This is a genomic window from Bradyrhizobium sp. 14AA, from assembly GCF_054185205.1.
This window is the reverse complement of record NZ_JAVAYM010000015.1, coordinates 96,967-111,865: the sequence shown is the minus strand read 5'-3', so window position 1 is coordinate 111,865 and position 14,899 is coordinate 96,967. Positions and strand designations below refer to the sequence as shown.

Genomic DNA, 14,899 nt, shown 5'->3' with positions numbered 1-14,899 from the left:
TCCTAAAACGGAGGGACTCCTTGGCCGTTCAACCTGAGTAGCAGCCAAATCGACCATGCTTGAGGCCGCGAATGTACCCGCGCGACACCCGCTCTTCCATCTCGCGCTCTAAGAACTCGTTCGCAATTAACAGCGCCTTCACGGCTTCGCGGGCGTCACCGCCGCACGCAGCTATGGCCTGATCGGCGGCATATTCCAAGGCTTGCGCGTCCGATTGGAGCTTGGGAGCGACGGCTTCAGCCATAAGGAAATCTGGATGACAGGGACTAGGCATTGTTCGCATTATGTTCTAAGCTAGTCAAGCGTGCACGACGGGAGTAACTAAACCGCGCGCGTCTCCAGGGGTGAACTATTGCCGACGCATCTTTTCAGAGGAATCGCCGTCTTTTGCGTGGTGAGTTTGCATGTAGTCGCCTGCTTCGCTGCTGAGGTGCTCGACACCAACGCGCTCTACGAGACGCTCAGAAGGTCGACTTACGCAGACCTTCAGCAGTTTAGGGAAGCTGCGGAGAAGGAGCGGCAGCGCAAGATAAGAGATAAAGTGCCGCCGCTGACCGCCGAGCGGGCCGCGGAAGGGGACTCCGCCATTGCCTTTGTTTTGTACAACAAGACTATGATCTACGTGGCTTGCGCTGAAGCGCTTGCCAATAACCCACCTCAACAGCCTGGCGAAGACGCGCTTAAAGAGTGTGTTTCCGCTAAGGGTGTTCAGTTCAACAAGTATCTAAAGCTGACCGAGTACGCTGACAGTCTTGGAAGCAAAAAGTTCGCGATCTGCGAAATGAAGGCTCGTGATTACGAGCGCGAGACGCGCTTTCCCCCGTATGACTTTCTTCGCGATCCTAGGGGGCCAAGGCTCCTCGACTTCGGCATTATGAACGAGTGCCTTACGTCGGAGCTTCGCTGACACATGCAGCGCTTGCGACTGACCGCGGCTGTTCTAGCAGCCGCCTTTGCTGTCAGTGAAGCGGCTGCTCTTGAACTGATCGGGCGAGCCAGCATCCTTGATGGCGACACGCTCGAAATTCACGGCACGCGCATTCGCTTGTGGGGCATAGATGCACCTGAAGGCTCGCAGCTCTGCCGAGGTGAGGACAGCTTGCCTTATCGTTGCGGTGCGAAGGCCGCGAACGAGCTGGACGCCTTCATAGCGCATCGGCCGGTTAGCTGTGAGCCGGTTGGGCGTGACGTCTATGGGCGCATAGTCGCAACGTGCTCAGTGGGCGGCGTTGACCTGGGGGACTGGCTTGTACGCGGTGGGCTCGCATTCGATTGGCCGCGCTACTCCAAAGGCAAATACGACAGTGCGCAACGCGAAGCGGATCACGCCGGGCGGGGAGTATGGGCGGGCAGCTATGTTGTCCCGTGGCTGTATCGGGCGTGCATCAAGGAAGGCGGGAGGCCGGGCGGCTGTTCGGATGACGTTGCATTGCCTCGGTAACTGTGTTGTGTCGCCAACGTTACGCACTAGAGGGTGACCTAATAATGCGGCTTCTATCTTCCTTGATCGCGATCCCGGCGTTTTTCCTCTTGAGCGGCACTGGAATAGCGGCGGATGTCTATTCCTGCGAGGTAAAAGCGGCATATGCTCTAAGCGATGACGGTACGATTCTGCGAGACGGGATCATCCCAAGTTCTCGCTTCATGCTCGACAAGAATACCGGGCAGGCGGTGGGGACGTTGTTCAATCAATTCACTGAGGGCTGGAAGGTCGTTCAGCGGGGGTCGAGCGCGCACTCGCTTGTAAGCGAAGGCATATACTTAGGCAAACCGATTTACCGCATCGTCGTTTACGGTTTCAACGCGAAGAAGCAGAAGCCTTTTGCGATTGAAGATCACGTAAACCCAGGTTTCGTCCAAATCTTCAGCGGGCTTTGCGAGTAGGCAAGCAAGGTCGGAGATTGTCGGGAGTAATACAGTGCGGCATGTAATCCTAACTGGTCTCGCTCTCGTGTTGTCGAGCGGCAGCGTGCATGCAGACGACAAAGCTCTTATTGAGAAGGTCAAGTCGACTTGGCGGGCGCAAAACGGCGAGACTGCCGAGCAAATCTTCGCCAAGGCCTCGAAGGTAGCGCACTTCGTTCCGAAAGCGTGGGAGGTTGGTCAGAAGACTGACGCGGGCGAGTCCGTGTTCTTCTCGTGGGCCAAACACAAGGCCGATAAATCGGAGGATGAATTCACTATCACGTGGGAAGTCGCACCCGATGGGACAGTGAAGCTGGATACGCCGTATGCAAAGCCAATGGAACTGGGCTGGCAGGCATTCGCGCTCTCCCTGCTCGCTGACGAAGCGTCAAACGACGAAAGGAGCGTCAAACGTCGTTTTCTGCATGATCCGGCAAACTTCAACTTCGTGACGACCGCTCAAGGCAAGCTGGGCGATGTTCTGCGGCGCGGCCGTTGCACTATCGGCGATCCGGTTGGGGTGGAATACTTGCCGAAGGTTGATGAGAAACAGACTGCGAAAGGCGACCTGTGGCGCGTTCAGCTTTCGGTAGACTGCAATATTCCCGGACCGCGCTATTTCACCCGTGATGGAATCATTGTCTTCGAGAAGCCGGAGGGGCGAGATTGGGAGCCCCAATCGTTCTTTGCAAAACGGATCGCCACGTATGCTCCCGGCTCTTGGTTTGATCGTGCGGACCCGAAAGAACAGGAAGTGTTTGAGGTCGGCCGTAGCGCTTTGGAGCGTGCAGGCATCCCGGCGCGGAGACTGCAATCACCTTTTCCGAGATAGAGCGAGAGGCGCCTTCGTCACCGAATACGGTACCGTGAAATTTTCCGCACTTAAAAGCCGAGTTTATAGGCAGGACAGTCGTGCGAATGGAGGTAACTTATCGCACGCGCAATGATCCTAGTGTAACTACCGGCGCCATGAAGGTCGTTGGTGCATCGGACAGCCGTTCCCTCAAGTATATTGGCGTTGCGCGACGTCATGGTCCTCACAGCTTCTAAGCTAAGCGATGGGTCGCGAAATTTCGTTTCATATTTGCAGATGGCCGTCTTGCCATAAATTCTCATGATAGAGCCGCGCATCTCCCACTCGTCGCTGATATTCCTAAAATCGATACGCGTATGCCAAACGGCGTAATGATCTCTCGGCATCTGCGGACCGGTCCAATGGAAATTCCCGGGCGGCCCCTTTATCGGGCGGGAGAACTCTCCGCTGGAGGTGACGGGGACGAAGTCGCGCCGCTCGTACGTGCATGGCTCGCCATTGATCTTGACGAAGTCAACAAGGTCAACTGCGGGGTCAATTGGCTGTTGCAAGATGCTATCATCTTTAACGGTGCCACCGGCTAATGTGCCAGCGTATGATGCAAATTGCAAAACCCGGGTCGCTGCCTTTAGTAATTCCTGTTCGTCATCGGCTCTCGCAAGTCTTGGATGATCTAACGCTGCGATTGCAGCAGCGGTGATTAAGGATATTGCGAATTTTAGGCAGCGCATTCAGGCCGCATCCCTTTGCAGACTTCGACATCAGTGCGCATACCGTCCCCTGATCCGACGGGCTGCTCAACGCTCACCGAGGCTGTGCGTGCGACAAGCTCGGCAGTCTCGCGAACCAGGGTGCCAAGTTCTTTGTTCCAGTCCATCTTGCTTGCTCCCGGGCGCAATTTGCCAGCGGCGAGGGCGGGCGGTCAAATGGCCATGTGATCAACGGGCCTTCCAAGGTTAACGACCCTGACGGCTCGCGGCGTGCTTATCCCGAGGCTAGGCGGGGCGTTCTTTGGGAACCGGGAACGCCTCACGGGCGCTTTTTGTTTGCTCCGCGACAGCCACCCGGCTCGCGTTCAGAATGTGCACAGTAGAGCCATGGATTATCTGCCCGAACTTGAGCGCCTTGAGCATCAGCTCGATTTAGCGCATCGGGCTATGCGGCGCATAACCGATAGAGAGACCGTGCAGCGCCTTCAGGCGTTCGCGCATGAGATCGGCGATAGCTTGCGCAGGCTGCAAGCGGCAGCCCGTGAAGAAGCGATCAGAAGGCGGGCCTACGATCTGTGGCAGAGCGGGGGGCGGCCCCAGGGTAGGGACCTGGAATTCTGGCTGAGCGCAGAGCGGGAGTTTCTACGGGGCACAAGTTGCCAACCCACACGTTCGAGTGGCAACGTGGGGTAAGTCGTGGGGGAATTTGAAAAACAACAAAAAATGTAATGATATCAGCTTTGTCAGGCGGACACCCCTTCCGCCAGCCCCCTCAACATCGTCACATCGGCTGCTGCAGCAACTCCTGCGCGCCCCCCTGGAGCGTGAGGCCTGCTTCAGCAAGCCCGGCCAGGAGGCGTCAGGCTTGGCAAAGATAGGCGATGCCGAGCGCCTGGAAGCGCTTACATGGAGCTTCGCACGCCGGGAAAAGTGAGAGAAGCCCCCGGTATCGTGCGGGCCTTTTGCGTCTTGGATTCAAATCGAATGAGCGTAACATGTAGTTATTTCAAGTCGTTATATTGGGAGGCAGCTTTGCCATCGAGTATTAATTTGATCGTCTCTGCATATGTGCGTTTGAAGAACCGCCGGGCGCTGGAGGATATGCGAGAACTTCGGCGCCAATTGCTTGCCAAGCAACACTCATCATCCGGTATCGATCAGCGTCATTCTCAAGAACTTGTTCTTGAGGATCTGCGAGTGATCGAGCACGGTCTGGAACTACTTCGTCTGCCTCCAGGCGCGTAGAGGCCGCAAGCAACCCCCGCGGTGTTTCCTAATCCGCGCACCTGAGTTCGGACGTTTGCAAATCCGAGTAGGACGATCGTCCCATCGCATCGGGCGCGCCCCTTAGAGCATGTTGGTGTCCCGGGCCAGCGCATGCCTTGGTTGGTCCGGCAACTTGGCCTGAGCTCCAACCCCGCCCGTTGAGTTCGGACCCTTTGCTATCCGGACGTAAAACGCCGCCTTGTCGTGTCGGGAAAAAGATGCAATTGGCGCGACCGAGAATCGGGTAGGTTCTGGCTGCAGCCGATGTCCATTCAAGCCCCTATTCGGCTGCTGGAATGCGGCCTCGCTTTCTCTGCCCGGAGAAGGCGAGGCTGTTTCATTTTTGAGGCTATCGATCGCGTTCGTTTTTCGACGTGCATGGGAACGCTGCTTTACAAGCGCGATTGAAACGGCAGCTTGCGGAGCAAGAGGCGCTTTTGATTGAATTGAAGCGGCAGCAGGCCGAACGGGCGGAAGGAATTGGCCTGTGCGCAAGTTTTCCAACTGGGCCTGCATGTCTTTCATTGCAGCTGCTCCATTCCCCAGCAGAAATCGTATGGCCAATGTTCGGAAGCGAACAGAACGGATTGCGGGTTTTTCCTAGTATCGGAGTGCTTGGTCTCCCCAAGGTCCAAGCGCTCCAACGGCCCCGGCCTCCACACCCCAAACGCCCCCCAACGGCCGGGGCCGTGTTCGCGCGGTAGCCATGGCGCCGGTGATCTGACCTTCGCTCCGCGCTAGCCACAGGCAAAGCAAATGAACGCCGGCCGCCCGGACAAGCGTGGCGCCAATAGAAATTAGGAGCATTCGGCAATGCGCGGTTTTGATCGCCGCTCGCCTTGAAAGGGCGCGGAATTCAAGCTGGGCCGCCGGCGATATTGAGATGAAAAGCCGGCGGCCCGCTTTGAGTATCATACTGACCCGACATTCCCAATTGCGGGAATTTGTCTCGCTTCCTAGCGTCGGTTCTTGTTTCTCTCGCAGAACAGAAGGCCCGCCACTTTTGATTTTGGCGCAGATGCTCCGCCTCCAGCGTCTGCGACGGTAAAGCTCGGACTTACGCCGTTTGCGCCGAGCTGGAACGTGTTGCCGACTCCGGCAACAAGCGCTCCTGCAGCGGGAGTGTACTCCTGCCATCCTTTCGGACAGCTAGGCAGATTGAAGGCCAGGACAGTGTGCTCAGGTAAGTCTTGCGCTTGGGCCGGAAAGTTGGACGCGCTCAGGACAACGATTGACATTGCGGCAGCAATTCTCATGGCTTGAAAATCCCTTCAGCTAAATGGTCACCGGCGCAGCATAGTTTGCCCGGTGTATTTCCGCGTGCCCAAACGGCAAGCTGTTGCACAAGATTGAGGCCGGCGCGGCACCCGCGCGACAACATCGCGCGGAGATCCCGCGCGTTCAGACCGGGCGCCAATCAAGTTCGATTTGCGGAGTGACTTCGCCGCGCGCGTCGATGATCTGCGGCAGGTCGTGGCTCACACCGTGCCGGCGAACGATACGGCCGGCGATCCGAATGAGGTCCTCGGAAAACCCACCGGCCCGCACCGGCGGGTCCTTCTCATCATGCCAGGCAGGCAACGATGGCGAGCACGACGTCGGCGCCGAGCTCGCCCGAATACATCCAGACAGCAATGCCGGCACCGAGAGTAAGCGCAATCAGCTTGAGAGTAATCATCTTCAATCTCCCCCTCCAAATCCCGGGAAAAAGTAGCAACATTGTGTTTCCGGGATGCTTCGCGCGGGGAGGCAAGTTGTTTCCTTCACCGAACCGTTATCGGCTCTCGTCCCACGCGGCTTCGCTGCGAACCTCGGTTTTGAGGGGCGCTGGCCCGGGCGACGGATTTTCCGAAGTTGGCAGAATGCCACTGTTTTGCCCGACGCGTCAAACGGGCTTTTCGCGGCTCCGAAAAAAGGCGTTGTGCCGGCGGGGCTTGGCTACTGTGCATGGGGTTGTTTTTCGGGATTTTGTTGGGAGGGCCTGCGGGCAGGGCCGGCGGCTTGAAATCGTGCGCCGGGGCCTGGCGGTTTTCCGCCGGTAAGGTCCTGAATAAGCGGACATTTCGGGTCGGCGCTTGCCGCCCGCCCGGTTCGGCCCATGGAACCCTTTTGCCGCATCTGCGTTGTCTCCGCATGACCGAAGACCTTTCCTTCCGACGCAAACCCTTGACCCCTGAACAGCGCCAGGCGCGCGATGCGGCACGCCGGATCGAGGCCGAAAAGGCCATGCGCGATCATGAGGAGGCGCAGAAGGCGTTTTACGCCAACAAGGACCGCCTGAAGGCCGAACGGCTCGCGCGTGAAGCGGAGGCAGCGAAGGGGTGACCTGATCCGGTCCTCGCCAACGACCCTCTGAACAGATCCCGCGATGCCGGCGGCTAGTGCCGGCTGGACATCCGCGTCGCGCTCAAGGCCAGCTTGAGCGCCTGGACGGCGCCTGCGAGCGCGCCGCGGGGCGACTGTGCCTCGATCGCTTCGGCAGCCACGCGGCAATCGTCGGCGACCTTGAGCAGCCCGCATCGGGCGAGGTCCAGGGTGGACAGGGCGGCCTGCTCCAGGCAGACCCGTTCAAGTCGTCGAAACTCCCGCAGCTCTTTGTTCATGCGTCAGCTCTCGATGTCCCCGGGCCATGCGGCGCTGAGTCCCGTTAACGAACGGTAAACATCCCAACCTAGCCGGTCTGGCTGGCGCGGGGCTGGCGCCATGCCGCCGGCCGGCGGCGCATCGGCAGGCTTGACGCCGTTTGCCTTCCGCCGGAAGCTTCAAATGATCCTAAACTGACGTGAAGCACGGAGACGTTCGCCCCCAGGCAGTGCGACCCTCATCAGCGAAAACGCAATGGAGCTGACCATGACCACGTTCGACAAGCGCGAGCAGGGCTTTGAAGCCAAATTCGCCCACGACGAGGAACTCATCTTCAAGGCCACGGCCCGGTCCAACAAGCTGCTCGGGCTCTGGGCCGCAAGCCAGCTCGGGCTCAGCGGCGATGCGGCAGCGAGTTACGCCACGGCGCTGGTGACGGACCATCTGCAGAACCAGACGATGAGCGAGGTCGTGGACAAGGTGTCGGGCGATCTCGCCGGGAAGGGCGTATCGCGCGAGCAGGTCGCAGCCAAGCTTCAGGAATGCCTGCACCAGGCCATCCAGCAACTGGAAGCGAACAAGTAAAGACGGCGGGCCTTTAAGCCTCACTCGGCATGTCTGCGCATTCCGGAATCGCTGATCCTGTCGACGTAGGCGATGCCGAGCGCCGAGACGATGAAGGTGATGTGGATCAGCACCTGCCACATCACGCCGGTCTCGGTGAAGCCGGCCCTGTTCGAGCCGAGATTGCCGGCCTCGATGAAGGTGCGCAGCAGCGCGATCGACGAGATGCCGATGATGGCCATGGCGAGCTTGATCTTCAGGACGCTCGACGTGGCCGAGCCATTCCGGCTCGTCGGGATGGCCCTGGAGGTCGAGCCGCGAGACGAATGTCTCGTAGCCGCCGACGATCACCATCACGAGCAGATTGGAGATCATCACGACGTCGATCAGCGCCAGCACGCTCATCATGATCTGCTGCTCGGTGAGATCGATCGCGTGCCAGGAGAGGTGCCAGAGCTCCTTCAGGAACAGCACGATGTAGACGCATTGCGCGACGATCAGCCCGAGATAGAGCGGCAGCTGCAGCCAGCGCGAGCCGAAGATGATCATCGGCAGCACGCCGAGGCGGGGCGAGGGCGGGCGGGCTTCGGTGGTTGGTACAGGCTCAACCGACATTCAGGCTGCATCCTCGCGAGCTGAGATGATCTTGCTTTCATGTAACCCGGCAAGATGGCCGGCGGAAGACGCGACGCGCTCGTCGCCTTCCAGGGACCGTGGCGTTTCGTGCTACCGTGCCGGCTGTCCGTCCGTGCGACGGCGTGGATCGGGAGGTGGGGAGTGTCTTGGAGCGGCTTCGGCGAGGGGCCCGGTGCGATCGCGCTGGCCGCCGCGATCCTGGTTTGCTGCAGCGGTGCAGACGCGTCAGCAACGCCGCTGACGCCGTTTCGCTACGAAGCGCAGGCGCAGCGCCATTGTCCGCATGACCAGGTGGTCTGGCTGGATTTCAAGAAGGGCGTCTACTACGCCAAGCGACAGAAGCGCTATGGCCAGGGGTTTGACGGCAGCTTCGTTTGCCTGGGCGAGGCCCGCGACAGCTTCTATCGCCGCTCGCTGTTGGGACTACGCTGAACGGCAGGCGTCGTGGATGGACCGGTTATTTTTGGCCCGGCAGCTTCATCGGCACGTGCGCGGAGGTGCTGATGATTCGGGGGCTTCCGTCGGGATAGGTGCGGTCGCCGCGGATCAGGGATTCCAGAACCAGGAAAAATTTCTCGGCAAGCATTTGCGTCACCCTCGTTGGTGATGGCCTCTTGAAATGGGTCGAGGCGCCGTATGCAGAAATTCAATCAACTAAACGGGAGCAGGGCAACAGCGGACCGGGCCGCATGCTGCATCGCGGTGTAGTTGTGGTTAGAAAAAGGGAAAGTGGTGGTGGTGCTCAGCCGAAGGCCAGTGCCACGAGGCTCGAGCAGAGCAGGACCAAGCCGCCGGCGGTCAATGCCAGGAAGCCATCCGATACGAAGTCATGGTTGCGCATGGGACACCTGCCGCTCTCGTCTTCGATGCGCGATCGGATCGATCAAAATTGTCCGAACGCGCCGTCTTGAAAGAGGTGATGCTTTGCCGTTCGCGCGAGTGCCTTCAGGCCCTCGTGCGGTAACCTTCGAACGCATGGGCCAGGAAGATCCCCGCGCTTACCAGACCCATCAGTGCCGAAACCGTCTCGATCATCGTTAAATTCCAAATCCCGCCCTTGCACGCGAGAGAACGCGGGCGGCCTTGCACAGTCAAAAGAATTCCAGTGAGCGGCGCGACAATGGGGGTGGAGTGAGGATTTGGCGCAACAGAATGTCCGGCGGTGGCACAGAGCAGGGCAGCCGCGCTCCGTAGATCAACGGGGGGAAACGAACGTCCCGTTTACCATCCCGGCGCGATGGCTGTGGGCTCCCCATTTCCGCCGTGTTCAGGTTGCGTTATCGTTACTTCGTCCGACGCGGTGGTGGGCCGCCTCGGAGCAAAGGACCGGACAGCGATTCCCCGCGGCCTAAGCGGGTACGCCTCCGGCAAGATGGTATTTGGGGCGAATGGGGATCCGACGGTCAGATTCGGTTTTGCGGACCGCGCGCGGTGTTGCGGCGGTCGCGGCCTGCCTCGCGCTCGCCAATTGCGCCTCCTCCAACAAATTCGCCAGCCGGGTCGATCCGAAATACGGCGTGTCCTCGAGTCCCCGGGTCGTGGCCCTGGGGGATCCGGTCCCGAAGGGCGGCGGCACCTACCGCGTCGGCAAGCCCTATGTGGTGGCCGGCCGGACCTATGTGCCGGAGGAAGACGTCAACTACCGTGCCGAAGGCATGGCGTCCTGGTACGGCGATGATTTCCACGGCCGCCTGACCGCCAACGGCGAAGTGTTCGACATGGGCTCGCTGACCGCGGCGCATCCGACCCTGCCGATGCCGTCCTATGCGCGGGTGACCAATGTCTCGAACGGCAAGTCGCTGATCGTCCGCGTCAATGACCGCGGGCCCTATCACGGCAACCGGCTCATCGACGTCTCGAACAAAGCCGCCGAACTGCTTGAATTCAAAGGCAATGGCGTCGCCAAGGTCCGCGTCGAATATGTTGGCCGTGCCCCGCTCGAAGGCTCCGACGACCGCCAGCTGATGGCGACCCTGCGCACCGGGATTCCGGCGCCGTCGCCCTCGATGGTCCGGGTCGCCTCGGCACGGCCGTTCGTGCCGGAGCTGCCGTCCTCGAACCGCGGCGCCATTCGCGGCGAGGTCCCGATGCCGGAGGGACGGCCCTACAATCTCGGCAACACGTCCGCCGACATGGCCTCGCTCAATGCGACCTCGGAAATGTCGGCCTCGAGCCGCAGCCGGGGCCGGGCGCTCCAGAACGCCCGCGCCGTCTCGTATGACGAGGACGGCCGCTATGCCGCCGAGAGCGCTCCGTCGTCGGCCGACGGCGCCGCCGAGGCCCGCAGCATCCTGAGCGGCCGCGGCCTCTACTGAGCCGCGCGCTCCTTCAAGAACTTCACCAGCGCAGCGTTCACCTCGTCGGGTCGCTCCTGCTGCACCCAATGTCCGGCGCCCTCGATGATCAGCTTGCGCTGGAGATTGGGCAGGACACGCTCGAGCTCGTTGACGCGCTTGGCTCCGATCAGGCCGGTGATGACGGCGTCTTTCGAACCGGCAATGAACAACGACGGCTGATGGATCTTCGCATCCTGCCAGGGCGCCGTCAGTTCCCAGTTGCGGTCGAGGTTGCGGTACCAGTTCAGCCCGCCGCGGAAGCCGGACTTGCGGAACGTCTCGGTGAAATAGGCGAGGTCGGTCTCGCTGAGCCAGGCCGGCAGCGGTTCCTCGGCGGTCGCGTGTTCGAGAAAGCCTTTGCCCTCCTGGACGAACAGGGCGGCGGAGGGATCGGCAAGGCCGCGTCCACCGAGCACGATGCGCATGGTGCGGGCAACGTCGCGCTCGAGCTCGGCTTCGGCAACGCCGGGGGCCTGGAAATACTGCCAGTAGAAATTGGTGACGCCGCCCTGGCGCAGCAGATCGAGCGGCTTGCCGCGGCCGCGGAACGGCGGTGGCACGCTCAGGCCCGCGACGGCCGTGAAGATGTCGGGCCGGAACAGCGCCGCATGCCAGGCGACCGGCGCGCCCCAGTCGTGGCCGACCACCATCGCCCTGGTCTCGCCGAGCGCCTGCACCAGGCCGACGACGTCACCGACCGTGTCGAAGATCGAATAGGCCGCAGCGTCCGGCGGGGCTGAGCTCTGACCGTAGCCGCGCATGTCGGGGGCGACGACGTGAAACCCGGCATCCGCCAGCGCGGGGATCTGGTGGCGCCAGGAGTAGGAGAGCTCCGGCCAGCCATGGCACAGCACCACCAGCGGACCGTGACCGGCTTCGCGGACGAAGAGATCGATCCCGTTGGCCTTGATCACGCGGGTGGAGGACATCGCTTTTCCGCCTTGTTTCAGGGATTTGGTCTGGAAACATGAGGTGTCACGATAGGGGCGTGACGAGAATCGTGCAATCTCGGGACAGGCGTCCAACCGCGTGTTGTTCGCGCCAGTTCCAGCTGTTAGAACGCCTCTCTCAGGGCTTGGCCATGGCATTTCCTCTTTTTCCGCTCCGTCGCCCCCGGTTCACTGCCGGAGCGCTGGCGCGCGGGCTGATCGCAGCGGCCGTGGTGGCCGGCATCGGCTGGAGCGGGGCGCTCTACGCCGCCAACCAGAGCGTCCAGGGTGCCAAGAAGACGGAAGAAGCCGGCTTCGACGGCGATGCGCCCACCGCGATCCTGATCGAGGCCTCCAGCGGCAGCGTGCTGTTCGAGAAGAACGCCGACGAGCTGCGTGCACCCTCCAGCATGATGAAGCTGATGACCGCGGAGGTCGTCTTCAACGCCATCAAGAAGGGCGACATCAAGCTCACGGACGAGTACCGGATCAGCGAGAACGCCTGGCGCAAGGGCGGGGCGCCTTCGGGCGGCTCGACCATGTTCGCCGCCATCAACAGCAAGGTTTCGGTCGACGATCTCCTGCACGGCGCGATCATCCAGAGCGGCAACGATGCCTGCATCGCACTCGCCGAGGCCATGGCCGGCAACGAGCGGATTTTCGCAGCCGACTTCATGACCAAGCGCGCCCGCGAACTCGGCATGACCAAGTCGACCTTCGGCAACTCCAACGGCCTGCCCGATCCCGGCAACAAGATGACCGTGCGGGAGCTCGGCATCCTCGCCCGGCACATCATTCTCGACTTCCCCGAATTCTACAAACTGTTCGGCGAGAAGGAGTACACTTGGAATAAGATCCGCCAGCCCAACCGCAATCCGCTGCTCAATTCGATGGAAGGCGCGGACGGTCTGAAGACCGGCTATACCAAGGAAGGCGGCTACGGCATGGTCGGCTCGGCCGTGCAGAACGGCACGAGGCTGATCGTCGTCGTCAACGGATTGGAAGATCCCGAGGATCGCGCCACGGAAGCCAAGAAGATGCTGGAATGGGGCTTTCGCAATTTCGAGACCCGCACGCTGATCGCGGCCGACCAGCAGGTCGGCTACGCCAAGGTGTTCGGCGGCGAGAGCCGCTCGGTGAAGCTCGTCGCCAAGACGCCGGTGAAAGTGATGGTGCACAAGAACGGCAGCGACAAGCTGATCGCGCGTGTCGTCTATAGCGGTCCGGTGCGTGCGCCGGTCGAGGCGGGCCAACGGGTCGGCGTGGTCAAGGTCTGGCGCAGCGGCAACATCGCGGTGGAAACGCCGGTGTATGCGGCGGAGGCGATCGGCACCGGCTCGACCATGCGCCGCGCGATCGACGGCGCCAGCGAGCTCGTGATCGGCATGTTCCGCGCAGGCGCCGAGAAGCTCTGATCATGAGTGAGAGCGCGGTACAGTGGCCGTCCGGACGCGGACGCTTCATCACCTTTGAGGGCGGCGAGGGGACGGGCAAGTCCACCCAGATCAAGAAGCTCGCTGACCGCCTCAAGGCCGCAAGGATGCGCATCCTCGTCACGCGCGAGCCGGGCGGCTCGCCTGGGGCCGAGATCATGCGCCATCTGGTGCTGTCGGGCATGGGCAAGCTGCTCGGGCCCGAGGCCGAGACCCTGCTGTTTGCCGCTGCCCGCGACGACCACGTCCGCACCGTGATCGAGCCTGCGCTCACCAAGGGCGCCTGGGTGCTGTGCGACCGGTTCGCCGACTCGACGCGGGCCTATCAGGGCAGCCTCGGCCGCGTCCCGATCGGACTCATCAACGCGATGCAGCGGGTCACGATCGGCGATCTCAAGCCGGACCTCACCATCATCCTCGACCTGCCGGTCGAGATCGGCCTGCAACGCGCCGCGACGCGTCGCGGCAACGGCACGCCCGACAGGTTCGAGAGCGAGAAGCTCAGCTTCCACCAGGGCCTGCGCGAGGCCTATCGCAAGATCGCGGCGGACGAGCCCGGCCGCTGCGTGCTGATCGACGCCAATTCGGATCCCGACACGGTTGCCGGGCGGGTCTGGACCGCGCTGCGCGAACGTCTCCTTCCCACACCGGCCTCGGTGATTTCGGCATGAGCCCGCGTCAGACGGAGCGTGAAACCGCCATTCCGCATCCGCGCGAGACATCGATGCTGTTCGGTCATCGCGAGGCCGAGACCGCGCTGCTGACGGCCTATCGCAGCGGACGCATCCCGCACGCCTGGCTGATCGGCGGGCCCCAGGGCATCGGCAAGGCGACGCTGGCCTATCGCATGGCGCGCTTCGTGCTCGCCCACGGCCAGCCTCGGGCGCCTTTCGTGCAGCGCGCCGAACACCTCGCGACCGATCCTGACGACGCCGTGGCGCGGCAGGTTGCTGCGAGCTCGCATGGCGGCCTGTTGACGCTGGAGCGCACCGCCAATGACCGTGGCGTGATGCGCACGGTGATCACAGTGGATGAGACGCGCGAGACGATCTCGTTCTTTGGCTCGACCGCGGCGGCGGAAGGCTGGCGCGTCTGCATCGTCGACACCGTCGACGAGCTCAACCCGAATGCAGCCAATGCGCTGCTGAAGATTTTGGAGGAACCGCCACAGCAATCGCTGTTCCTTCTGGTGAGCCACGCGCCCGCGCGCGTGCTCGCCACGATCCAGTCACGTTGCCGCAAGCTGCGCCTTCGCCCGCTCGCCACGGATGACGTGATTGCCGCGGCGGCTTCGGCCGCCGATCTTGATCCGAACGACCCGGCGCTGCGCGAGGCCGCGGAGGCCTCGGAGGGAAGCGTCGCGCGGGCGCTGACGCTGCTCGGCGGCGATGCCCTGAAGCTTCAGCAGCGCACGGCGGCGATGCTCGCGCGGCTGCCGCAGGTCGATCCGCGCGAATTGCACACGCTCGGCGATTCGCTTCCCACCAGCGACCGCGTCGCGCTTGCCGCCTTCATCGACGGCATCGACCGCTGGATCGCGGAACGCCTGCATGCGGACGAGGCCAGCGCCAACCAGAACCTGCCGCGCCTTGCGCGCCTAGCTGAGGTATGGGAAAAGATCGTCCGCGCCGCGCGCGACACCGAAACCTTCAATCTGGAGCGAAAGCCCTTGGTTTTCTCGGTGTTCGGCTGGCTGGCGGACGCAACGCGCTAGAGCATGACC

General features: G+C 62.0%; 19 protein-coding genes and 1 pseudogene. 13 read left to right on the top strand and 7 right to left on the bottom strand.

Annotation, left to right across the window (positions count from 1 at the left end):
- Positions 1 to 28: 28 nt before the first annotated feature.
- A complete protein-coding gene (locus tag RAD15_RS25495; protein WP_458180945.1) occupies positions 29 to 244 on the bottom strand; it encodes a hypothetical protein in 216 nt (71 codons plus the stop codon).
- Positions 245 to 352: 108 nt separating this feature from the next.
- Here RAD15_RS25495 and RAD15_RS25490 point away from each other — a divergent pair, with 108 nt between their 5' ends.
- The 4 genes from RAD15_RS25490 to RAD15_RS25475 all read left to right on the top strand — a co-directional run bounded on the left by RAD15_RS25490 (position 353) and on the right by RAD15_RS25475 (position 2,737).
- Positions 353 to 907 carry a hypothetical protein gene (locus RAD15_RS25490; RefSeq protein ID WP_458180944.1) on the top strand — a complete coding sequence of 185 codons (555 nt, stop codon included), beginning with the start codon at positions 353 to 355 and terminating at the stop codon, positions 905 to 907.
- Positions 908 to 910: 3 nt separating this feature from the next.
- Positions 911 to 1,441: a thermonuclease family protein gene (locus tag RAD15_RS25485; protein WP_458180943.1), complete on the top strand. Its 531-nt coding sequence runs from the start codon at positions 911 to 913 to the stop codon at positions 1,439 to 1,441.
- Between the two features lie 44 nt (positions 1,442 to 1,485).
- Complete coding sequence (locus tag RAD15_RS25480) at positions 1,486 to 1,884, top strand: hypothetical protein (protein WP_458180942.1); 399 nt, start codon at positions 1,486 to 1,488, stop codon at positions 1,882 to 1,884.
- 85 nt (positions 1,885 to 1,969) lie between these two features.
- On the top strand, positions 1,970 to 2,737 hold the full coding sequence (locus tag RAD15_RS25475) for a nodulate formation efficiency C protein (RefSeq protein WP_458180941.1): 768 nt from the start codon (positions 1,970 to 1,972) through the stop codon (positions 2,735 to 2,737).
- 50 nt (positions 2,738 to 2,787) lie between these two features.
- On the opposite strand, the gene RAD15_RS25470 is transcribed toward RAD15_RS25475, so the two are convergent.
- Positions 2,788 to 3,450 (bottom strand): hypothetical protein, encoded by a 663-nt coding sequence (locus RAD15_RS25470; protein WP_458180940.1) that lies wholly within the window; start codon positions 3,448 to 3,450, stop codon positions 2,788 to 2,790.
- A gap of 366 nt (positions 3,451 to 3,816) precedes the next feature.
- On the opposite strand from RAD15_RS25470, the gene RAD15_RS25465 reads away from it, so the two are divergent.
- Together RAD15_RS25465 and RAD15_RS25460 are read left to right on the top strand one after the other, a co-directional pair.
- The gene (locus tag RAD15_RS25465; protein ID WP_458180939.1) at positions 3,817 to 4,122 is read left to right on the top strand and encodes a DUF2934 domain-containing protein; all 306 of its coding nucleotides are present in this window, start codon (positions 3,817 to 3,819) and stop codon (positions 4,120 to 4,122) included.
- 213 nt (positions 4,123 to 4,335) lie between these two features.
- Positions 4,336 to 4,674, top strand: coding sequence for a hypothetical protein (locus RAD15_RS25460; protein ID WP_458180938.1), 339 nt, complete (start codon positions 4,336 to 4,338; stop codon positions 4,672 to 4,674).
- Positions 4,675 to 4,776: 102 nt separating this feature from the next.
- Here RAD15_RS25460 and RAD15_RS25455 read toward each other — a convergent pair whose 3' ends face one another.
- On the bottom strand, positions 4,777 to 5,220 hold the full coding sequence (locus RAD15_RS25455) for a hypothetical protein (protein ID WP_458180937.1): 444 nt from the start codon (positions 5,218 to 5,220) through the stop codon (positions 4,777 to 4,779).
- Positions 5,221 to 6,828: 1,608 nt separating this feature from the next.
- On the opposite strand from RAD15_RS25455, the gene RAD15_RS25450 reads away from it, so the two are divergent.
- The gene (locus RAD15_RS25450) at positions 6,829 to 7,020 is read left to right on the top strand and encodes a hypothetical protein (RefSeq protein WP_458180936.1); all 192 of its coding nucleotides are present in this window, start codon (positions 6,829 to 6,831) and stop codon (positions 7,018 to 7,020) included.
- A gap of 53 nt (positions 7,021 to 7,073) precedes the next feature.
- On the opposite strand, the gene RAD15_RS25445 is transcribed toward RAD15_RS25450, so the two are convergent.
- Complete coding sequence (locus RAD15_RS25445) at positions 7,074 to 7,298, bottom strand: hypothetical protein (RefSeq protein ID WP_458180935.1); 225 nt, start codon at positions 7,296 to 7,298, stop codon at positions 7,074 to 7,076.
- A 247-nt stretch (positions 7,299 to 7,545) separates the two neighbouring features.
- Between RAD15_RS25445 and RAD15_RS25440 the strand changes: the two genes are divergently transcribed.
- A complete protein-coding gene (locus tag RAD15_RS25440; protein ID WP_458180934.1) occupies positions 7,546 to 7,863 on the top strand; it encodes a DUF1476 domain-containing protein in 318 nt (105 codons plus the stop codon).
- Positions 7,864 to 7,883: 20 nt separating this feature from the next.
- Here the strand turns inward: RAD15_RS25440 and RAD15_RS25435 are convergent.
- Positions 7,884 to 8,457, bottom strand: a pseudogene (locus RAD15_RS25435) (TIGR00645 family protein).
- Between the two features lie 162 nt (positions 8,458 to 8,619).
- Between RAD15_RS25435 and RAD15_RS25430 the strand changes: the two are divergent.
- Positions 8,620 to 8,910: a hypothetical protein gene (locus RAD15_RS25430; protein WP_458180933.1), complete on the top strand. Its 291-nt coding sequence runs from the start codon at positions 8,620 to 8,622 to the stop codon at positions 8,908 to 8,910.
- 25 nt (positions 8,911 to 8,935) lie between these two features.
- On the opposite strand, the gene RAD15_RS25425 is transcribed toward RAD15_RS25430, so the two are convergent.
- Positions 8,936 to 9,064 carry a hypothetical protein gene (locus RAD15_RS25425; RefSeq protein ID WP_458180932.1) on the bottom strand — a complete coding sequence of 43 codons (129 nt, stop codon included), beginning with the start codon at positions 9,062 to 9,064 and terminating at the stop codon, positions 8,936 to 8,938.
- Positions 9,065 to 9,866: 802 nt separating this feature from the next.
- Between RAD15_RS25425 and RAD15_RS25420 the strand changes: the two genes are divergently transcribed.
- Positions 9,867 to 10,793: a septal ring lytic transglycosylase RlpA family protein gene (locus tag RAD15_RS25420; RefSeq protein WP_458180931.1), complete on the top strand. Its 927-nt coding sequence runs from the start codon at positions 9,867 to 9,869 to the stop codon at positions 10,791 to 10,793.
- Here the strand turns inward: RAD15_RS25420 and RAD15_RS25415 are convergent.
- A complete protein-coding gene (locus tag RAD15_RS25415; protein ID WP_458180930.1) occupies positions 10,787 to 11,743 on the bottom strand; it encodes an alpha/beta fold hydrolase in 957 nt (318 codons plus the stop codon). The two genes, RAD15_RS25420 and RAD15_RS25415, sit on opposite strands and share 7 nt — an antisense overlap.
- A 152-nt stretch (positions 11,744 to 11,895) precedes the next feature.
- On the opposite strand from RAD15_RS25415, the gene RAD15_RS25410 reads away from it, so the two are divergent.
- The 3 genes from RAD15_RS25410 to RAD15_RS25400 are packed head-to-tail and all read left to right on the top strand — an operon-like array spanning position 11,896 to position 14,890.
- Positions 11,896 to 13,158, top strand: a complete 1,263-nt coding sequence (locus tag RAD15_RS25410) for a D-alanyl-D-alanine carboxypeptidase family protein (RefSeq protein ID WP_458180929.1) — start codon at positions 11,896 to 11,898, stop codon at positions 13,156 to 13,158.
- 2 nt (positions 13,159 to 13,160) lie between these two features.
- Complete coding sequence (gene tmk, locus RAD15_RS25405) at positions 13,161 to 13,847, top strand: dTMP kinase (protein ID WP_458180928.1); 687 nt, start codon at positions 13,161 to 13,163, stop codon at positions 13,845 to 13,847.
- Entirely contained in the window at positions 13,844 to 14,890 is a 1,047-nt protein-coding gene (locus RAD15_RS25400; protein ID WP_458180927.1) for a DNA polymerase III subunit delta', read from the top strand. The genes tmk and RAD15_RS25400 overlap by 4 nt, the downstream gene beginning before the upstream one ends.
- The last annotated feature ends 9 nt before the right edge of the window (positions 14,891 to 14,899 follow it).